Genomic DNA, 18,268 nt, shown 5'->3' on the forward strand with positions numbered 1-18,268 from the left:
GCCAAACCCTCCTGCTTAGATGTTTTATCTAAGCAGGAGGGTTTACTTTCTGTATTTAAGGGGCGAGGTCTTGTCCGGCTAGGAACGCAAGGCCATCGACCCACTGGACGTGGCCTGTCGGCGGTGGAAATCGGTCTAGTGTGATGAGTATGCAGCGTGAGCCAGCAGGAGTATGCGCGAAAGGGGCTAATTCGCGTTCCAGAGTAGATGGTTCTGAGGTGGCGTAAGCCACCTGCACGTAAAAGGTGTCATCCCCACGAGTTGCGATGAAATCTATTTCCCCGTCTGGGACTGAGCCCGTGGACACCTCATAGTCTCTGCGAAGAAGCTCGAGAAACACCATATTCTCAAGGTCGTGGCCTAGGTTGAAATCACGGGAACCAAGTACGGCATTACGTAATCCTGGATCCACGAAGTAGTACTTACCGTTGCTTCGCAGCCATTGTTTTCCCTTCGTATCACGGCTACGACAGCGGTATAGCAGGTGGGCGTCCTCCATCAACTCGAGGTAGCGGTCGATGGTTTCAGAGGAGCTAGCGTATCCATCTGCCTTAAGGACTCCCCGGATTCGGCGGGTGGATAGTTCTGAACCAGAATTATCGAAGATGAATTGAGCAAGCCGTAGGAACGTTGATGTATCACGGATTTGGCCACGAAGAGCGATGTCTCGGGTAAAAATTGAATCGAAAAGTGCGCGATTGAAATCTGAGGCAACTCCGACATCGTTTGCCAGCACACTTGCAGGGAACCCACCGATTCGCATCCACGCCGAAAAGTCTTCGGCAGTCGGAATCGTTGGCGGTGACTTTTCACGATGGACGAAGGCAGCGAACTCGCTCAATGACAAGGGGAGCATTCGAAGCTCTATGTAGCGGCCGGCAAGATATGTAAGGGATTCGCCAGCAAACATTGAGGCATTCGAACCAGTGAGAGTGATTTCGAGCTCATCATTGAGTCTTAGCGAGTTAATGATTCGTGCCCAGTCTTCGAGCTCTTGTACTTCGTCGACATGGAGATAGCGAAGCCCTTTGTCTAGGGCTTCTTCGACGAAAGTGTGAAAGGCATGCGGCTCACGGAGCCGATCATTACGCGCGTCCTCAAAATTGATGACGAGAATGTCCTCAGCAGGCACTCCCGAGTTGAGGAGATCCTGTCGATATAAGGAAAGCAGTGCGGACTTTCCGCAGCGACGTACGCCCGTGACTATACGGACAAGGTCGCGATCCTCGATCGCGTGCAATTTTGCAAGATAGTTTGGGCGAGGAATGAGGTCAGCCATAGTGTCGAGTATAGTCGACACTTTTAGAAGAAGCCGAGGAAGTGTCGAGTATAGTCGACACCTTTTGTCGGCTTGCGGTACTAGAAGCGCTTGAGCATCACGTGGGCATCCGAGCGGCCGGGGACGTCGATGTCGACGAAACCTTCGGATTCATACAGCTTGCGAGCGCTGGTGTTCTCCGGCTCAATCCACAGCGATACAGCAGGAGCCTCCTGCGCCTCGGCGAGGTCGCAGGTGTTGCGCAGGAGGCGTCGCCCAGCGCCTAGGCCCCTGTAACGGGACTCCACGGCAAGAAAGAGCTCGGGGATTTCCTCCGGATCCAGGTCGGTGGCCCACTGGGATTCATCAAAAGGATCGGCGTCGGGATTGCCTGTGTAGGCAGCACCCTTAGCCTCGGTGGTGTAATAGCGCAGCCACGCACCGCCTACGGGCACGCGGTGGCTGGAGACTGCGATGACGCCGCCGTCGACATGGGGAGACCATTCATCGACGTACATTCCCACGTCAGGTGTGTGGAAATCCCCGATATGGGCGTCCTCGTCACCGAGGACATCGGCGAGGAAGAGGAGACGGGAGAGGTAGGTACGGTCGTGCTCCTTGGCCAACCGTACGCCGAACTCGGAATCGTTAACGCTCATGCCTTCCGAGGCTACTTGATCTCGGAATTTAGGAACTCACTGAGCGGTTCGAGTGGTGGTGGCACATTCCACTGGCTATCCTTACGCGCCATTTCTGCATCCCCCCCGGAGTGAAAAAATCAGCACCCCGGTAAGTAGTACTCAGCGGGTCAGTAACCCGGAGCAGCGCTCCACCGGGGTATCACGTACAAAGAGTACGTAACGTTGCCGACTGAAGCAAGGTTATTGCAGTGCTCCCTGGCCGCAAGGAAACATCGGCAAATTACTTGATCTCCAGAATCGGCTCGCCCTTGTTGATCTGCGTGCCGGTGGATACCTTGAGTTCAGTCACGGTGCCGGACTTGTGGGCCTTGACAGGGTTCTCCATCTTCATGGCCTCGAGCACCACGACGACCTCACCCTCCTCGACTTCCTGGCCCTCTTCGACGGCGACCTTGATGACGCTGCCTTGCATCGGTGCGGTTACGGCGTCGCCGGACACGTTTGCCGCCGCGCCCTTCCCGCGACGCTTCTTCGACTTCTTGCGCTTGTTGCCCCCACCCAAGAGCAGGTTACCCGGCAGTGCCACCTCGATGCGGCGGCCGCCGACCTCGACGACGAACTTCTGGGAGGCATCCTGTTCGTCGTCTTCGGGAACGTCGGCGGTGTCGGTGTACTCAGGCAGCTCGTTGACCCACTCTTCCTCGATCCACTTGGTGTAGACCGTGAAGTTGCCGTCCTCGGCGGTGAAGGCAGGATCGGTAAGGATTGCCTGGTGGAAGGGGATAACCGTGGGCAGGCCCTCGATACGGTACTCGGCTAGGGCGCGGCGGGCACGCTCAATGGCGGTGGCGCGGTCCGGGCCCCAGACTATGAGCTTGGCCAGCATGGAATCGAACTGGCCGCCAATGACGGAACCTTCACGCACACCGGAGTCCATACGAACACCGGGGCCAGAAGGCTCGGAGTAGGAGACGATGGTTCCGGGGGCCGGCATGAAGCCCGCGGCGGCGTCTTCGCCGTTAATGCGGAATTCGATGGCGTGGCCGTGCGGTGCCGGGTCCTCGGAAACGGAAAGCTCGCGGCCTTCGGCGATGCGGAACTGCTCGCGAACCAGATCGAAGCCGGTGGTTTCCTCGGTAACGGGATGCTCTACCTGGAGGCGCGTATTGACCTCAAGGAAGGAGATGAGACCGTCAGAACCGACGAGGTACTCCACGGTGCCCGCGCCGTAGTAGCCGGCCTCGCGGCAGATGCGCTTTGCTGACTCGTGGATGGAGGCGCGTTGCTCATCGGTGAGGAAGGGGGCAGGGGCTTCTTCGACGAGCTTCTGGAAGCGGCGCTGTAGGGAGCAGTCGCGGGTTCCCATAACAACGACGTTGCCGTGCTGGTCAGCCAAGACCTGTGCCTCAACGTGGCGGGCCTTATCCAGGTAGCGCTCCACAAAGCACTCGCCGCGGCCGAAAGCGGTGACGGCTTCACGTGTGGCGGACTCGTAGAGGTCCTTGATCTCCTCGCGGGTGTGGGCCACCTTCATGCCGCGGCCACCGCCGCCGAAAGCGGCCTTGATGGCAACGGGGAGGCCGTGCTCATCAGCGAAGGCCTCGACCTCCTCCGCGCTGGCAACGGGATCCTTGGTGCCCGGGGCCATAGGGGCATCGGCACGCTCGGCGATGTGGCGGGCGGTGACCTTGTCACCCAACTCCGCAATGGATTTCGGCGACGGGCCAATCCAGATCAGGCCGGCATCGATGACCGCTTGGGCAAAGTCGGCGTTCTCAGAGAGGAAGCCATAGCCGGGGTGGATGGCGTCGGCGCCGGACTTGGAGGCGGCGTCGAGAAGCTTGGTGAAGTCGAGGTACGACTCTGCGGAGTTCTGGCCGCCGAGGGCAAAGGCTTCGTCGGCAAGCGTGACGAATGGGGCATCGGCGTCAGGCTCTGCGTAGACGGCTACGGATGCAATGCCCGCGTCGCGGGCCGCACGGATAATGCGGACCGCAATCTCACCGCGGTTGGCCACGAGGACCTTGGTGATGTTCTTGGTTTCAACTGCCACGGCAGGAACCCTCCTCCATGATTTCTGATAGGACTGCGTACTATTCTTGCACACCAAAACATGAGGATACCGTCACATCTTGGTTTCGTGTCAAAAAATAAACCCGCACCGGTAAAGATGCGGGTTCATTTCGGCGTGTTGTTAGCGCTCAACCGGCATACGCACCATGTTGCCCCACTCGGCCCAGGAACCGTCGTAGACGCGCGGGTTGTCGAAGCCAAGCAGGTATTTAAGGACAAACCACGTGTGGGCCGCCTGGGCGCCAACGTGGGAGTAGAGGATGGTCTCGGTCGCTGGCTCGAGCTCGCCGTAGTTGACCTTGAGCTCGCTGAGCGCGCGGAAGCAACCGTTGGGGTAGACCGCACGGTCCCATTCGAGGTTTGCTGCACCAGGGATGTGGCCGTAGGTCATCGTGGTGCCGTAGGGTGATGCGCCATTGCCGGATTCGCGGGTGGCTTCGCCGCAGAATTCCTCTGGGCTGCGGGTATCTACCAACGTGGCTTCTGAGGAGCGCAGTTCGTCAACGAAGACGCGTGCGGAATCGTCGCGGGTGACCTCGGGGTAGGAGGAGGTGGTGGGCTCGGGCACCATGAAAGAGGTATCGCGTTCTTCAGACATCCAGGCGTCACGTCCGCCGTCCAGTAGCCGGACGTCCGGGTGGCCGTATAGTTCGAAGACCCACAGGGCGAAGGCGGCCCACCAGTTGGACTTATCGCCGTACAGGACGACGGTGTCGTCGCGCTCGATGCCCTTGGAGCGAAGAAGCTCGGCGAAAGCTTCTTCATCGATGATGTCTCGCGTGGTGCTATCGAGCAGTTCCGTCTGGAAATTAATACGGATGGCGGTTGGGATGTGGCCAATGTCGTAGAGGAGAGAATCCTCATCGACTTCGACGACGCGTAGGCCATTGACGCCCAGACGCGCGGATAGCCACGGGGCGGAAACGAGACGCTCGGGGTGCGCGTACTCCTGGAAAGGGGGATTCGGGTCGAACTCGGCCACGGTCCACCTACCTTTCTCGTTGCGAGGGGGACGGTCGACTCAACCTTAGCGCGCTTCGCACATAAGTGGTCACTCAAGAGAAACTTTTGTGGTGTTGGATACATTTATCTAGTGGTATTTTCCACGGCACAGGCACTGGTTATAACAAGAGTGCTGGTCAGGGGCTTTGCGGGGCGGATGAGCACGCCTTTTGGTGAAAAATGCTTGTTCAGCGCGCGACGCAAACCTGGGTTATTTTAAGAGGTGACCCCCACATAAATACCCAACGAAAGGGAATCGCTGTGCATAAGGCAATCGTCGTCTTCGAGGTCGAGGGCGGATCCGACAAACAGATCAACGGCCACCGCAAGGACACCATGCCCATCGTCGACAGCATCAAGGATGCTGGCTGGCACGCAGAGGTAGTTTTCTACCGCCCCGAGTGGTCTGAGCAGCTCTTCGAGTACGTCTCTGAGAATTTCGATGCCTACATTTCCCGCGTCAACCCGGGCAGCATTCCGGGCGGTGAGAAGGGTTACTTCGACCTGCTCACCAAGCTGTCTGAGGCCGGCCTGGTGGGCATGTCCACCCCGTACGAGATGATGGCTTACGGCGCCAAGGATGCCTTGGTCAAGCTCAACGACACCGATCTCGTGCCGTCCGACACCGCTGCCTACTACGACGTCGAGTCCTTCCACAACACCTTCCCGACCTCCCTGTCCTACGGCGAGCGCGTGCTCAAGCAGAACCGTGGTTCCACTGGCTCCGGCATTTGGCGTGTGCGCTTGGCCGACGAGAAGCTGGTTGAGTCCGTCGAGCCGGGCACCGCACTGCCGCTCGACACCAAGATCAAGTGCACCGAGGCTGTGGACAACCACACCGAGGAGCGCGAACTCGGCGAATTTATGGACTTCTGCGACCAGTACATCATCGGTGACAACGGCATGCTCGTGGATATGCGCTTCATGCCACGCATCGTTGAAGGCGAGATCCGCATCCTCCTCGTTGGCCCGGACCCAGTCTTCGTGGTGCACAAGAAGCCGGCTGAGGGCGGCGACGCTTTCTCCGCCACCCTGTTCTCCGGTGCTAAGTACACCTACCAGAAGCCGGAGGAGTGGCAGGAGCTCGTCGACATGTTCGCTGAGGTCCGCCCAGTCATCGCTGAGAAGCTCGGTGGCGACAACATCCCGCTGATTTGGACCGCGGACTTCATGCTGGCAGACGGCGAGAACGGCGAGGACACCTACGTCCTTGGTGAAATCAACTGCTCCTGCGTGGGCTTTACCTCGGAGCTCGACATGGGCATCCAGGAGAAGGTGGCCGCTGAAGCCATCAAGCGCGTTGAGGCCAAGCACGCCTAAGCGTTCATCCATGAATCCCTCGCCTTCGGCGGGGGATTTTCCTGTTTTAGGGCCAAGAGTGGTTTTCAGCGTTGTGGGGCGCGTTCCCCAATGAGCGCTGCCAGTGAGCCGGATCTCAGGTACCTTCGGAGAAGTAAAAATTACACGTTTGTGTACTGCTCTGCGATTTTCTCTGTGAAAGGACAACCGAGCGATGACTAACCCCAACCAGTTCGGCGAAAACGGCGACAACAACGATCCTTCTAACCAGGGTTTTGGCGGCGGCTTCGGCAGCGGCTTTGGCTCTGATTTCAACCCGAACAATCCGGCGCCGGAGCATTCCGCTGAGGGCTCCGCCGCAGCAGAGAACGGTTCCGCCACCGACAATTCCCAGCAGGGTTTCGGTGAAGGCTTTGGCAGTGGCTACGGCAATGACAATGCTGCTGCTGGTTGGGGCTACCCGGGTGCTCAGTCCAACTCCAACTCTGGCTTTGGTTGGGGCGGACAGGCTGGGTACGGCGATTACTCCCAGACTCCGTCTGAGCCTGCACAGACCAATGAGCCTGCTGATTCCGCTGCATCTGCGGATTCTGACTCCTCGTTCTCTGCGTCTTCCTCCTCTTCGGTGTCCGCCTCGTCTGATTCTGCGTTCGCCTCAGAGACTGCAGCACGTGACTCGGCTTCTTCCGACGCAGGAGCGTCTTTTGGTGATTCCGGTTCTGCTGTACCAGCTTCCGAGTCTTATGGTTCGGCTCAGGGCGCTTCCTACGACTCTTCCCAGGGCTTCGGTGCGGAGTCTTCCTCCAGCAATGCCGAAGGTGCCGCCAACTCCTCGAACGCTGACTACTCTGCACGTTCCGCTGACTATGGCTCGTCCAACCAGAGCTTTGGCGCTCAGAACGCAAGCTTCGGCAGCTCTTCGGCCTCCGGTCAGGGCTATGGCTTCGGCGGCCAGCAGCAGACGGAGAGCTTCGGTGCTCAAGCCTCTCAGGATTTCCAGGCAGCCCAGTCGTTTGAGTCCGCACAGGGCGAGCAAGCCAACCAGAACGCAGGTTTCGGCGGCTTTTCCCAGCAGCAGGGCTTTGCCGCACAGAACAACGGCTTTGGTGACGCGCAGAACAACGGATTCGGTGAGCAGCCGCAGAACCAAGGCTTTGGTGACCAGAACTCTGGCTTTGGCCAGCAGGACCAGAACCAGGGCTTTGCCGTACAGAACAATGGATTCGGTGAGCAGTCACAGAACCAGGGCTTCGGCGACCAGAACTCGCCATTCGCCGCCCCGGCACCGCAGCAGAACAATCAGTCCGCCGGTTCCTCTAGCAAGGGCTCTGGCTTCTTCAGCGCGCTGTTTGATTTCTCCTTCAAGGACTTCATCACCCTGAAGTTCGCTTCTGTCATTTACATTCTCGCCGTGGCTTTTGGTGCCTTCCTATGGGCAATCGCTCTAATCGGCGCTCTCATTTCATTCTCTAACGGCTTTGGAAGTGGTTTCGCTGCGCTGTTGGGAGCCGTCATCGTCGGTGGTATCGCCTTCCTCCTTTACATCATTCAAATCCGCTTGGTCTTGGAGTTCTTCGCGGCCAACATCCGTACCGCGCAGAACACCAGTGAGCTTGTAGCCAAGGCAGAAAACGATGACAAGGAGTAAATCCTTCGCACGGTACTGACTCCGATAACAGCAATCCCCGCGACCTCGAATGTGTGAGGGCCGCGGGGATTTTTTGCTAACAGTGTGCGTGCCGAGGGTGAACCGCAGTCGCCATAAAAGGTTTCAGTCAGAAGGTTTAGGTGAGATGGTTAGCTTGGGGGCAAATAAACCATCTGCGGTCTTCTAGAAGGTTTACTTGCCCCCAAGTAAACTTTCTGAGTCGAGCCGTTTGAGTAGAACCATGTGTAGGGCGGGGGAAACGGTGCTGAGGGAGTGAAAGCGCCGCTGGGTGGGAAAGGTAATTAGTCCAGCAAGGTTGCGACGCACTCGGGGTCGGCATCGGAGAGCATCTGGCGGATGCGGTCATACTCTGCATCTTCGCCGATAGCCTTCGCGGCGTGGCCAAGAGCAGCGATGGCACGCAGCACGCCTTGGTTGGGCTCGTGGGAGAAGGGGACTGGTCCCCAGCCCTTCCAACCATTGCCGCGCAGGCGGTCGAGGCTGCGGTGGTAGCCGGTACGCGCATAGGCGTAGGCGGTGATGAAAGCGGTGGGCTCAGCGCCCTTGTGCTTGTCTAGTTCCTGCTCCGCCAGCAGTGCCCACAGCAGTGGAGAGTTTGGGTGGGCGACAATTCCCGCGGTGAGATCGGAAGTGCTGTCAGCACCCGGATCGGCAGGCAGCTTGATGGGTTTTGGTGCGAGCATGTCTTTCATTTCCATGCCGCCCCACTGTAGCCCTGTGGCGCCAGGACCACCACAGGGGGGCGAAACTAGAAGGATTCGACTGAAACCGGGGCTAAACCCAGAAGTCAGAAACGTTAAGCCCGAAGGAATACAGCGCGCGCCGCAGCACTGGCAGCGAAAGGCCGATGACGGAGGAGGGATCGCCCTCAATGCGGTCGATGAACCAGCCGCCGAGGGCTTCAAGGGTAAAGGCGCCGGCGCATTCGAGTGGCTCGCCGGTGCGGGCATAGGTCTCAATATCGGTGTCCGTGGCCTGGGCAAAGTGGACCGTCGTGCGCGAGGCCTCGACGAAGCGCTCGTCGCCGCGCAGCACGCAGTGCCCGGTGATGAGCTCCGCGGTACGCCCGGCCTGCGCGTGCCAGCGCTCTACGGTGGCCTCGGGGGTGTGGGGTTTGCCTTGGAGGGAGCCGTCGAGAAGCAGCATGGAATCCCCGCCCACCACGACGTCCTCGGGATAGTCGGGAGCGATGGCCTCCGCCTTGGCCGTGGCGAGGGCGCAGACGATCTCTACGGGATCAGCACCCGCAAGGCGCTCCTCGATGGCCCGCTCGTCCACGTCGGCCGGGGCGATGACGGGCTCCACACCGGCGCTGCGCAGGATGGACAGGCGGGACGGCGACTGGGAGGCGAGGACGAGGCGCATGTGTTTAGTAGTAGCGGACGTTGCGGAAGGCTGACGGGTTGAACACGTCGCCCGGCTGGCCCCACAGGTTGCGCTCGGAGCGGGTATCGGCGGCCTTGGCGCGCGCCTCAGAATCGAGCTGGGTGAGCACCGTGGACAGTGCCGCGACCTCGGCGTCAGTAGGGTTGCCGCGCAGGACGGTAAACAGGGAATCAGACATGGATACCTCTACAAAACGATATTGCCGTGCTTCTTCGGCAAAGTCGGGACAATCTTGCGGTCCAGCAGGCGCAGGCCCTCAATGAGGGAACCGCGGGTGACTGCTGGGGTAATAACGGAATCGACGAGGCCGCGCTCAGCTGCCTGGTAGGGAGTCAGGTAGTCGGCGGCGTCGTCTTCACTCAGCTCCAGCTCAGCGGCCAGCGCGGGGCCGTCGGCTACGGAAATCTCTGCTGTTGGCCACGCATAGGACAGGTCGGCGCCAAGGTCCTTGGAACCGAATGCGATGTAGCCGGTGCCGTGGGCGCGGCGCACGATGACGCTAATCTTGCCCACGCTGGCGGCGGAGTAGGCATGCACGAGCTTGGCCAGGGCGGCCTTCTCCACCTCGAGCGCCGGGGAATCGACGAATTCGATGAGGGGAGTATTAAAGGCATCACACAGGCGGATAAAACGTGCTGCCTTGGCGGCGGCTGCGGCATCGAGGGTGTCGCGGTTGGCAATGATGCCCACCGTGCGGCCCTCAATGCGACCGAAACCGGTGAAGACGCCGCTCACCTGAGGGGTGAGTTCGAAGACATCCTCGCAAGTAGCGGTGACCACGTCGGCAAGGTCCACGGTGCCATCGTCAGCCACGAGGCTATCGAGCTCGCGGTCAGCATCGCTGATGTTGGCCTCGACCGAACCGGAGACGATGGTGGCCTCGGCGCGGGGAGCAGCAGCACGGTTGTTGGAGGGCAGGTAGGAGAGCACGCGCTTGGCGACGTCCACCTCATGCTCGCCCTCCGCCTGCAGATCACCGTCGGGAGCAATGACGACATCGGAGAGTGCAGCGATAAGCGAGGCATCCTTCGAGTCCGCGTAGACCGCGGTGACCTGCGGGATGAGGCCGGACGCGGTGGTGGCGCGGGCGAGGATGCGCGCCTGCATGGCGGAAGAAATAATGCCTTCCTGGGCACGCGGCTTATCACCGGCGACCAGTGCGACGATCGGTACGCCGGTCTTAATGGCCAGGTCGTAGAGTTTGGTGACCTTTTCGCCGTAGACCTCGCCCATGGTGCCGTCGAAAAGCGAGGCGTCCTGAGCATAAGCGCAGACCTTGCGCCCATCAACGGTGCCGAAACCAGTGATGACACCGTCGGTGTAGGGGCGGTTGTGCTCGCGGCCGAAGTCGGTGGAGCGGTGGCGTGCCAGCGCGTCAGTCTCCACGAAGGAGCCGGCGTCAAAGAGCGCTTCGATGGCGCTGCGGGCAGCGGGAACCTCTCCCTGCGGCGCGCGGGACTCGGTGAGCTTGGCGCCCAAGTCCTCGATCTTGCCAGCGGTCGTCTTCAAGTCAGTCATGAAACACTAGTGTAATACAGCGCAGCCGTGCGCTTTAAGGCGTGCTGTTTACAGCGGAATGTTGCCATGCTTGCGGGATGGGCGCGGGACATTCTTATCGGCGAAGAAGCGCAGATTCTTGGCGATGGTACTGCGGGTTTCGGAGGGGAGAATGACGGCGTCGATAAGCCCACGCTCCGCTGCCTTATACGGATTGAGCATGTGGTCTTCGTATTCGCGCTCGAAAGACTTGGTGAGCTCAGCGACGTCGAGGCCCTTCTCGTGGGCCGCCTTGATTTCCTTGCGGTAAATGAAGCCGACGGCGCCAGCGGCCCCCATGACCGCAATCTGGGCGGTGGGCCAAGCCAGGTTCACGTCAGCGCCAAGGCCCTTGGAACCCATCACGCAGTAGGCGCCGCCGTAGGCCTTGCGCAGGGTGACGGTGATCTTGGGAACGGTGGCCTCGGCGTAGGCGTAGAGCAGCTTGGCGCCGCGGCGCAGGATGCCATCGTGTTCCTGGTCGGCGCCGGGGAGGAAGCCGGGGACGTCGACGAGCATGATGATGGGGATGTTGAAGGCATCGCAGGTACGCACGAAACGCGCGGCCTTCTCGGAAGAATCGATGTCGAGGCAGCCGGCGAAGACCTGGGGCTGGTTGGCAACGAAACCAACAGTGCGGCCCTCGATGCGGCCGAAGGCGGTGACCACGTTATCTGCGCGATCGGCCTGGATCTCCAGGAAATCGCCGTCATCGGTGAGAGCCTCGATGACCTCCTTGACGTTGTAAGGCTGGTTGGGGGAATCCGGGATGATGCTATCCAGCACGAGGTCATCGACGGTTTCTTCGCCCAGCTCTTCGTAGGGTTCTGCCGGGGTCAGCTGCCGGTTATTGGAAGGCAGGTAGGTCAGTAGATCGTGGACCCAGTCCAAGGCTTCTTCATCGCTGGCCGCGGTGTAGTGCGAGGTGCCGGACTTGTGCATGTGGACGCCCGCGCCGCCGAGTTCTTCCTGACTGACTTCCTCGCCAGTGACGGTCTTGATGACATCGGGGCCGGTGACGAACATCTTGGACTTCTTGTCCACCATGACCACGAAGTCCGTGAGGGCAGGGGAGTAGGCATTGCCGCCGGCGCAAGCGCCCATGATGACGGAGATCTGCGGGACGACGCCGGAGGCCATGACGTTTTGGTAGAAGGTCTTGGCAATCCAGTCCAGAGAGACGGCACCATCCTGGATGCGAGCGCCGGCGCCCTCGTAGAGGCCGATAAGCGGGCGGCCGGTGGTGATGGACAGCTCCATGATCTTGATCATCTTCTCGCCATAGACCTCGCCGAGCGCGCCGCCGAAGACGGTTCCGTCTTGGGAGAAGATGCAGACCTCGCGGCCGTCGATGGTCCCCCAGCCGGTAACAATGCCATCGGTAAGCGGGCGCTTCTTACCCATGGCGAAATCCGTGGTGCGGTGCACAGCGAGCATGTCTGTCTCCACGAAGGAACCTTCATCGAGGAGGTAGTCCAATCGTTCGCGGGCGGTGAGGCGGCCCTGTGCATGGACCTTCTCATGGGCTTTCTCGCCCATGGGTTGGGCCGCTGCTTCACGACGCCTCTTCAATTCAGCAATCTTGCCTGCGGTGGTGTCGGCGCTGAGGGAGTCCAGCTCTGACAAATGTGAGGAAATAGTCATGTTCGGCAGTGTAGAGAGGTTTTGGATAGGAATGTATATCGGCACGCGGGTGATTTCCCTCACAATTCACGTTTGTGCAGGTAAGCCATGGTGAAAAATATGAGGAAATCCTCGTGATTGGCGTGTTGGGGACATGCCTTCACAGTCTAGTGGGCGCGAAATGCACGCTGCGTAGGGTGGTCGCATAAGAAAACCCCGCCTATGGCTGGGCGGGGTTGGGTGTAGGGATCTAGGCAAGCCAGCCGAAGCTGTGGAGGAAGAGTTCCACCTCGGCAAGGTCGCCTTCCGTGGGGAAGTTGCCTGTGAGGACGGCATAAGACTCTTCGATGTCGGTGCGGGTGGCTGGGATGAGGTCGTGCTTGAGCAGGTCCTCGGCGATGTGCGTCACCAGGGGTGCTGGCTGCACAGTGTCAAGGTTGATTCCGGTGGCGTTTTTGACTGAACTGGTAATGGCGGAAAGGAATCCATTCAGGGTATTCATTTTCCCACCTCTCTATTCTCTTGTAGTGATGATGTGACTGTCCACATCATTGGGTTGAACCAACTATATAGCTATAGAGGGGAAAAGTCCGCATTTTGTTCACCCTGAGTTAACTTTTGGGTAACCTGACGTGCGGGGTGAGGTAGGGCACAGTTCTCGTTTTAGACCTCGACCGGAAGCCAGGCATAGCCATAGGGGCCCAGCTCTACGGGGCCCAGGTCCACTGCTTCGTCGGTGAAGTTATGCAGGCAGAGCAAGCCCCCGCGTTGGAACCCCAGCACGCCCTTGTGACCAGTCTCCACGGCCTCGAAAGGTGCGGTGCCCAACTCTGGGTGCGCCTTGCGCTGCTGGATGAGTCCGCGCAGGCGGTGGAGAAGTGAGCCCTCATCCTCAAGCTGTTCCGCCACGGACACGCCTACTCCGCCCACAATCGGACGGCGTGGACGGGAGGAGGACGTAAAACCAGCGCCGTCGCCAGGTTCCCACTGCATTGGAGTACGCACGGCGTCACGGTCCGGAAGCTCCGGGGCATCGTTCATGCCAATCTCATCGCCGTAATACAGGAAAGGCGCACCGGGCAGCGTCATGAGCAGGGAGTAGAAGAGCTCAATCCTGCGGTAATCATTGCCCAACAGGGGTGCCAAGCGTCGCGCGATGCCCACGTGGGCACGCATCTGATCATCGGGCAGGTAGTGCTCGTACATGAGGGCGCGCTGGTCCTCATCGACCATCTCCAGCGTCAGCTCATCATGGTTGCGCAGGAAGGTTCCCCACTGGCAGCCCTGGGGAAGCTCGGGCAGCTCGGCCATGATGTCGTAGACCGGCGTGGCATCGCCCAGCGCGAGCGCCTGATACAACCGCGGCATGACCGGGAAGTTGAACACCATATGGAAGCGATTGCCCGTGCCGTAGAACTCCATGGTGTCTTCTGGGGGCTGATTCGCCTCGGCGAGGATAACAGCCTCTGGGTAGTTCTCTTCCAGGAAAGTACGGATCTTCTCCACGAAGTCCACGGTCTCCGGGAGGGACTCGCCGCCGAGGCCATCGCGTTCATAGAGATATGCAATCGCATCGAGCCGGAAAGCATCCACGCCTTTGTCCAGCCAGAAGGAGAGGATCTTAAAGATTTCCTCGTGCACCTTTGGGTTGTCGTAGTTCAGGTCTGGCTGGTGCGAATAAAAGCGGTGGAAATAATACTGCTTGCGCTCCGGGTCCCATGCCCAGTTCGAGGTTTCCGTATCGGTAAAGATGATGCGGATCTCCGGGTAGCGCAGCGGATCATCGCCCCACACGTAGTAGTCGCCATAGGGGCCTTCCGGATCGGTACGGGAAGCCTGGAACCACGGGTGGTCGGTGGACGTGTGGTTGAAAGCCAGGTCCGTCATGAGGCGCATGCCGCGCGCATGCAGCTCATCCACGAGCTCGTCGAAATCCTCCATCGTGCCGTAATCCGGGTGGATGGCGTAGTAATCGGCGATGTCATAGCCATCATCGCGCAATGGGGAGGCATAGAACGGCGAGAGCCAGAGACAATCGACGCCTAGCCATTTGAGGTAATCGAGCTTCTCAATGACGCCGCGCAACGTGCCGACGCCCTCCCCACGAGTGTCTTTAAAGGACCCCACGAGGGCCTGGTAGAAAATAGCATTATCGTGCCAGCTCATTGAAGATCCTTCCGTTTAGCCCGCCAGAGCAGGTACTCCGCCAGCATGAGCGCGCCGGCAAGGAGCCCTGGCCAGAGGGCGGGGGAGGGCTGAAAAAGATTAAGAACCGCCTGCAGGAACGCTAGGGCGGCGAAGAAACCGACGAAGCCTAGCGCAGTATCCCACAGCAGTGCGCGCCGCATTAGGCCTTGACACCTCCGGCGGTGAGGCCGGCAACGATACGGTGCTGGAAAATGAGAACCATGATGATGAGCGGAATCGTCACCAGCGCGCCGGCTGCCATCGTGGCGGCGTAGGGGTACTCGAAGGCCGAGGGGCCGGAGAAGCGCGCGATGGCCACGGTCACCGGCTCGGTACCGGTGGTGGACAGCTGCTTGGCCAACATGAACTCATTCCACGTCGTGATGAACGCGATGATGGCGGTGGTAAACAGTGCCGGTGCGGCCAAGGGGAGGAGCACGAGGCGGAAGGCCTGGCTTCGCGACGCCCCATCGACTCTCGCCGCTTCCTCCAACTCCCACGGCAGCTGGCGGAAGAAACTCAGCAAGGTGTAGACGGTGAGCGGCAGCGCAAAGGAGATGTTCGGAATGATCATCGCGCGGTAGGTGCCAATCCACTCAAGGTTGCCAAAGAGCTGGAAAAGCGGGGTAACGAGCGCGATGGCGGGGAACATCGAGGCCGCCAGGATGATGCCCGTGACGATTCCCTTGCCAGGGAAGTCATAGCGGGCCAGCGCATAAGCGGTAAACACGCCGATGAGTACGGCCACTGCGGTCGTGGCCAAGGAGATGATCAGGGAGTTGCCCAACGCATTGAGGAAGTCGTTGCCCTTATCCGTGGCCAGAGCGTCGCGGAAGTTGTCCAAAGTCACGTGCGTAGGCCACGGGGTGGTGTCAAAGGTATGGGCTTTATCGCGAAGCGCTGTGACAACCATCCAGTAGAAGGGGGCTAGGCCCCAGAACATGATGAAGAGGATGCCGAGGTAGTGGCCGAACTTTTTCATGCTGCAGGCTCCTTGTCCTTCTTAGTGCGTTTATCACGTGCCACACCGCCGACGTCCGCGCCCAAAAAGCGCACGAGGATGAAGGCCACGGTAAAGATGAGCAGGAAGATCAGCGTGGACAATGCGGAGGCGGAGTTGAAGTTTCCTTGGCGCATATCTTCCACCACCAGCTGGGAAATCGTGGCGGTGGGCGAGTTGGAGGACGCCGAGATCATGATGACCGGCAGGTCGTACATGCGCAGTGCATCGAGCGTGCGGAAGAGAATAGCCACCATGAGCGCCGGCTTCACGAGTGGCAGGGTGATGGTGAAGAAGGTTTGGATACGGGAGGCACCGTCGACGCGGGCGGCGTCGTACACATCGCGTGGAATCATCTGCAGACCGGCCAAGATAAGCAGGGCCATAAATGGTGCGGTCTTCCACACGTCTGCGATGATGACCGCAAGGCGCGCATAAAACGGGTCCGTGGTCCACGCGATGCGCTCACCGATGAGCGAATTGATAATGCCATCCGGAGCGAACATAAACTGCCACAGCTTTGCCGTAACCGCCGTCGGAATAGCCCACGGAATGAGCACCGCAGCACGAACGAGGCCACGGCCGCGATACTCGCCGTTCATGACCAGCGCCATGAACATGCCGAGGATGGTTTCCAGAGCCACGGTCACGACGGTGAAGAAAAGCGTAATCTTCACCGCCGGCCAAAAGTCCGTCGCAATAACGCCATCGGGACACGTGGCGGCCTGGCCCGTAGCGGACATGCACCTGTTGGTAATCCAGTAAAGGTAGTTCTCTAGGCCCGCAAAAGAGCCTTCCTCGAATACACCCGTGGTGGGGTTGAGCCGCTTATTGCCTTGGAAGGACAACATGACAGCTCGCACGATGGGATAGCCAATCACCACGGCCAGCGCAATGAGCGCGGGCGCGATGAGGCCGGCTGCCTGCAGATACTGCTTGCGCGAATCCGCAGTACGCGTTCTACCAGCCATGCGGTGCCTGCCTTTCTACAGTGTGAAAGTTGTAGGGGGGTGAAAGTTGTCAGGATATTAGGGGACAGTTGTGAAAATCATAGCGGGTGCTCCGGACATCGGTGTTATGCACGCAGTACCCGCTGCTTTGTAGCTCGGGTTGGCCAAGATCAACGAAGGGGGCGCGGGCAAGTCTCAGTGGACTTACTCGCGCCCCATACTCGCGGGGAGGATTAACCCTGCGACGCTGCCTCGATGGCCGCCTTCATGTCCTTCGTAGCGTCATCGACGGACTTGCCAGCGGTCAGCGCTGCGTAGGCGTTATCCTGCACGGCCTTGGAGATGGCGGTGTAGAACGGGGAAACCGGACGCGGTGCGGCGTTCTCCAGGGACTCCTTCAGAGCCGGGAGGTACGGGAACTCCTCAACTAGGGACTCATCGTCGTAGATGGAAGCCAAGACCGGCGGGAAGGACGCCTCAGCGAAGGACTTCTGGTTCTCTTCGTTGATGATGAACTTGATGAAGTCCAAGGCAGTGGCCTTGTTTTCCGAGTTGATGTTGATGCCGTTGTTGTAGCCACCCAAGGTCGACACACCGACGCCGTCCTTGCCCACCAGCGGCTGAACCTCGAACTTGATGCCCTTGTCCTCAGCGTTGGTGTACATGTACGGCCAGTTAATGGCGAAGGCGGTCTTGCCCTCGGTGAAGGCGAGGTTCGTCTCCTCCTCCGTTGCGGCGGTGGAGTCCTTGGAGATGGTGCCGTCCTCGTAGGCGTCGACAAGCGCCTGCAGGCCCTCCTTGGCCTCGTCCGAGTCAACGGTGACATTGCCCTGGTCATCCAAGACGGAGCCGCCCCAGCCCTCAATGAAGCCCGCGGTGTTCACAGTCAGGCCTTCGTACTGCTTGAGCTGCGTGGTCAGGCAGGAGGTGTCGTCCTTAATGGCCTCACATGCGGAAGCGATGTCCTCGAACTTTTCCGGAGCCTTATCGACGAGGTCGGTGTTGCGGAAGAGCAGCTGGCCGTTGGTGTTCTGCGGCAGCGCGTAGAGGGTGCCGTTGTAGGTGGCGGACTCTACGGTGGGCTCCAGCAGGTCGGAGGTGTCCACCTCGAGGTCACCGGTCAGCGGCGCCAGCCACTGGTTAGCAGCGAAGTCAGCGGTCCAGACGACGTCGAGCGCCATGACATCGTAGTCAGAGTTGCCTGCCTGCAGGGACTGCACCAGGGTCTCACGCTGAGCGTCGGCCTCGCCAGCGAGCTCCTTGAGCTCGACCTTCTCGTCCGGGTGCTCGGCGTTCCACGCTTCGATGATGGGGGTGATCTTGTCGGTATCGTTCTTACCCATGGCAAAGGTGATGGGGCCGCGACCGTCAGTGTCCTTGGTGGAGGCGTCCGATCCAGCGTCGGAGGAGGAATCATCGCTGGACGAGCATCCGGCCAAGGTCAGCGCGAGTGCAGCTGTGGTGGCAATGACACCGCGACGAACCGTACACAGGGAGCTGGGAAGAAACGGCTTCTTCATGGAATATTCACCTTTCGGAAAACTTCTGGTGACTTCAAAATAAGGGATCAGGTCCACAGTGCATGTGGTTTTGGCGTTAATCTCACTAGAAACGGGGGTGAAACTACCCCCTATTAGCCGTGGG

Annotated in this window: 17 protein-coding genes; 2 read left to right on the forward strand and 15 right to left on the reverse strand. The window is 59.9% G+C overall.

The genetic code is table 11. From position 1 onward, the window contains the following. Window positions 1-55: 55 nt before the first annotated feature. The 4 genes from HMPREF2875_RS12950 to HMPREF2875_RS12965 form a co-directional block, all read right to left on the reverse strand. Window positions 56-1,279, reverse strand: a complete 1,224-nt coding sequence (locus HMPREF2875_RS12950) for an ATP-binding protein (protein ID WP_070673634.1) — start codon at window positions 1,277-1,279, stop codon at window positions 56-58. Between the two features lie 80 nt (window positions 1,280-1,359). Further along, complete coding sequence (locus HMPREF2875_RS12955) at window positions 1,360-1,917, reverse strand: GNAT family N-acetyltransferase (protein ID WP_070673635.1); 558 nt, start codon at window positions 1,915-1,917, stop codon at window positions 1,360-1,362. 262 nt (window positions 1,918-2,179) lie between these two features. Continuing rightward, on the reverse strand, window positions 2,180-3,952 hold the full coding sequence (locus HMPREF2875_RS12960) for an ATP-binding protein (RefSeq protein ID WP_070673636.1): 1,773 nt from the start codon (window positions 3,950-3,952) through the stop codon (window positions 2,180-2,182). Window positions 3,953-4,093: 141 nt separating this feature from the next. Next, window positions 4,094-4,954, reverse strand: a complete 861-nt coding sequence (locus HMPREF2875_RS12965) for a sulfurtransferase (RefSeq protein WP_070673637.1) — start codon at window positions 4,952-4,954, stop codon at window positions 4,094-4,096. Between the two features lie 281 nt (window positions 4,955-5,235). On the opposite strand from HMPREF2875_RS12965, the gene HMPREF2875_RS12970 reads away from it, so the two are divergent. Then, window positions 5,236-6,294 (forward strand): Cj0069 family protein, encoded by a 1,059-nt coding sequence (locus tag HMPREF2875_RS12970; RefSeq protein WP_070673638.1) that lies wholly within the window; start codon window positions 5,236-5,238, stop codon window positions 6,292-6,294. Window positions 6,295-6,487: 193 nt separating this feature from the next. After that, window positions 6,488-7,921, forward strand: coding sequence for a DUF4282 domain-containing protein (locus HMPREF2875_RS12975; RefSeq protein ID WP_070673639.1), 1,434 nt, complete (start codon window positions 6,488-6,490; stop codon window positions 7,919-7,921). Window positions 7,922-8,223: 302 nt separating this feature from the next. Here the strand turns inward: HMPREF2875_RS12975 and HMPREF2875_RS12980 are convergent, their stop codons facing one another. The 11 genes from HMPREF2875_RS12980 to HMPREF2875_RS13030 form a co-directional block, all read right to left on the reverse strand. Beyond that, complete coding sequence (locus HMPREF2875_RS12980) at window positions 8,224-8,640, reverse strand: DUF3151 domain-containing protein (RefSeq protein WP_070673640.1); 417 nt, start codon at window positions 8,638-8,640, stop codon at window positions 8,224-8,226. 76 nt (window positions 8,641-8,716) lie between these two features. Beyond that, window positions 8,717-9,307, reverse strand: a complete 591-nt coding sequence (locus tag HMPREF2875_RS12985) for a Maf family protein (protein ID WP_070673641.1) — start codon at window positions 9,305-9,307, stop codon at window positions 8,717-8,719. Between the two features lie 4 nt (window positions 9,308-9,311). Beyond that, a complete protein-coding gene (locus HMPREF2875_RS12990; protein WP_039673984.1) occupies window positions 9,312-9,506 on the reverse strand; it encodes an acyl-CoA carboxylase subunit epsilon in 195 nt (64 codons plus the stop codon). A gap of 8 nt (window positions 9,507-9,514) precedes the next feature. Then, on the reverse strand, window positions 9,515-10,846 hold the full coding sequence (locus HMPREF2875_RS12995) for a carboxyl transferase domain-containing protein (protein ID WP_070673642.1): 1,332 nt from the start codon (window positions 10,844-10,846) through the stop codon (window positions 9,515-9,517). A 48-nt stretch (window positions 10,847-10,894) separates the two neighbouring features. After that, on the reverse strand, window positions 10,895-12,508 hold the full coding sequence (locus HMPREF2875_RS13000; RefSeq protein ID WP_070673673.1) for an acyl-CoA carboxylase subunit beta: 1,614 nt from the start codon (window positions 12,506-12,508) through the stop codon (window positions 10,895-10,897). A gap of 229 nt (window positions 12,509-12,737) precedes the next feature. Next, the gene (locus HMPREF2875_RS13005) at window positions 12,738-12,989 is read right to left on the reverse strand and encodes a hypothetical protein (protein ID WP_070673643.1); all 252 of its coding nucleotides are present in this window, start codon (window positions 12,987-12,989) and stop codon (window positions 12,738-12,740) included. 161 nt (window positions 12,990-13,150) lie between these two features. Then, window positions 13,151-14,653 (reverse strand): maltose alpha-D-glucosyltransferase, encoded by a 1,503-nt coding sequence (treS, locus tag HMPREF2875_RS13010; protein WP_070673644.1) that lies wholly within the window; start codon window positions 14,651-14,653, stop codon window positions 13,151-13,153. After that, complete coding sequence (locus HMPREF2875_RS13015; protein ID WP_070673645.1) at window positions 14,650-14,835, reverse strand: hypothetical protein; 186 nt, start codon at window positions 14,833-14,835, stop codon at window positions 14,650-14,652. The genes treS and HMPREF2875_RS13015 overlap by 4 nt, the downstream gene beginning before the upstream one ends. Then, complete coding sequence (locus HMPREF2875_RS13020; RefSeq protein WP_039673997.1) at window positions 14,835-15,656, reverse strand: carbohydrate ABC transporter permease; 822 nt, start codon at window positions 15,654-15,656, stop codon at window positions 14,835-14,837. Before HMPREF2875_RS13020 ends, HMPREF2875_RS13015 begins: the two co-directional genes overlap by 1 nt. Next, a complete protein-coding gene (locus tag HMPREF2875_RS13025) occupies window positions 15,653-16,645 on the reverse strand; it encodes a carbohydrate ABC transporter permease (protein ID WP_039673999.1) in 993 nt (330 codons plus the stop codon). The genes HMPREF2875_RS13020 and HMPREF2875_RS13025 overlap by 4 nt, the downstream gene beginning before the upstream one ends. Window positions 16,646-16,857: 212 nt before the next feature. Continuing rightward, window positions 16,858-18,144, reverse strand: a complete 1,287-nt coding sequence (locus HMPREF2875_RS13030) for an ABC transporter substrate-binding protein (protein ID WP_070673646.1) — start codon at window positions 18,142-18,144, stop codon at window positions 16,858-16,860. Window positions 18,145-18,268: the final 124 nt, after the last annotated feature.

Source organism: Corynebacterium sp. HMSC078H07 (genome assembly GCF_001812805.1).
Classification (GTDB): Bacteria; Actinomycetota; Actinomycetes; order Mycobacteriales; family Mycobacteriaceae; genus Corynebacterium.

Bases quoted from the DNA above. Each gene is read 5' to 3' on its own strand.
- HMPREF2875_RS13030 (WP_070673646.1), bottom strand. From the start codon at position 18,144: ATGAAGAAGCCGTTTCTTCCCAGCTCCCTGTGTACGGTTCGTCGCGGT.
- HMPREF2875_RS13000 (WP_070673673.1), bottom strand. From the start codon at position 12,508: ATGACTATTTCCTCACATTTGTCAGAGCTGGACTCCCTCAGCGCCGAC.
- HMPREF2875_RS12950 (WP_070673634.1), bottom strand. From the start codon at position 1,279: ATGGCTGACCTCATTCCTCGCCCAAACTATCTTGCAAAATTGCACGCG.
- HMPREF2875_RS12980 (WP_070673640.1), bottom strand. From the start codon at position 8,640: ATGGAAATGAAAGACATGCTCGCACCAAAACCCATCAAGCTGCCTGCC.
- HMPREF2875_RS13025 (WP_039673999.1), bottom strand. From the start codon at position 16,645: ATGGCTGGTAGAACGCGTACTGCGGATTCGCGCAAGCAGTATCTGCAG.
- HMPREF2875_RS12995 (WP_070673642.1), bottom strand. From the start codon at position 10,846: ATGACTGACTTGAAGACGACCGCTGGCAAGATCGAGGACTTGGGCGCC.
- treS (WP_070673644.1), bottom strand. From the start codon at position 14,653: ATGAGCTGGCACGATAATGCTATTTTCTACCAGGCCCTCGTGGGGTCC.
- HMPREF2875_RS12955 (WP_070673635.1), bottom strand. From the start codon at position 1,917: ATGAGCGTTAACGATTCCGAGTTCGGCGTACGGTTGGCCAAGGAGCAC.
- HMPREF2875_RS13005 (WP_070673643.1), bottom strand. From the start codon at position 12,989: ATGAATACCCTGAATGGATTCCTTTCCGCCATTACCAGTTCAGTCAAA.
- HMPREF2875_RS13020 (WP_039673997.1), bottom strand. From the start codon at position 15,656: ATGAAAAAGTTCGGCCACTACCTCGGCATCCTCTTCATCATGTTCTGG.
- HMPREF2875_RS12990 (WP_039673984.1), bottom strand. From the start codon at position 9,506: ATGTCTGATTCCCTGTTTACCGTCCTGCGCGGCAACCCTACTGACGCC.
- HMPREF2875_RS12985 (WP_070673641.1), bottom strand. From the start codon at position 9,307: ATGCGCCTCGTCCTCGCCTCCCAGTCGCCGTCCCGCCTGTCCATCCTG.
- HMPREF2875_RS13015 (WP_070673645.1), bottom strand. From the start codon at position 14,835: ATGCGGCGCGCACTGCTGTGGGATACTGCGCTAGGCTTCGTCGGTTTC.
- HMPREF2875_RS12975 (WP_070673639.1), top strand. From the start codon at position 6,488: ATGACTAACCCCAACCAGTTCGGCGAAAACGGCGACAACAACGATCCT.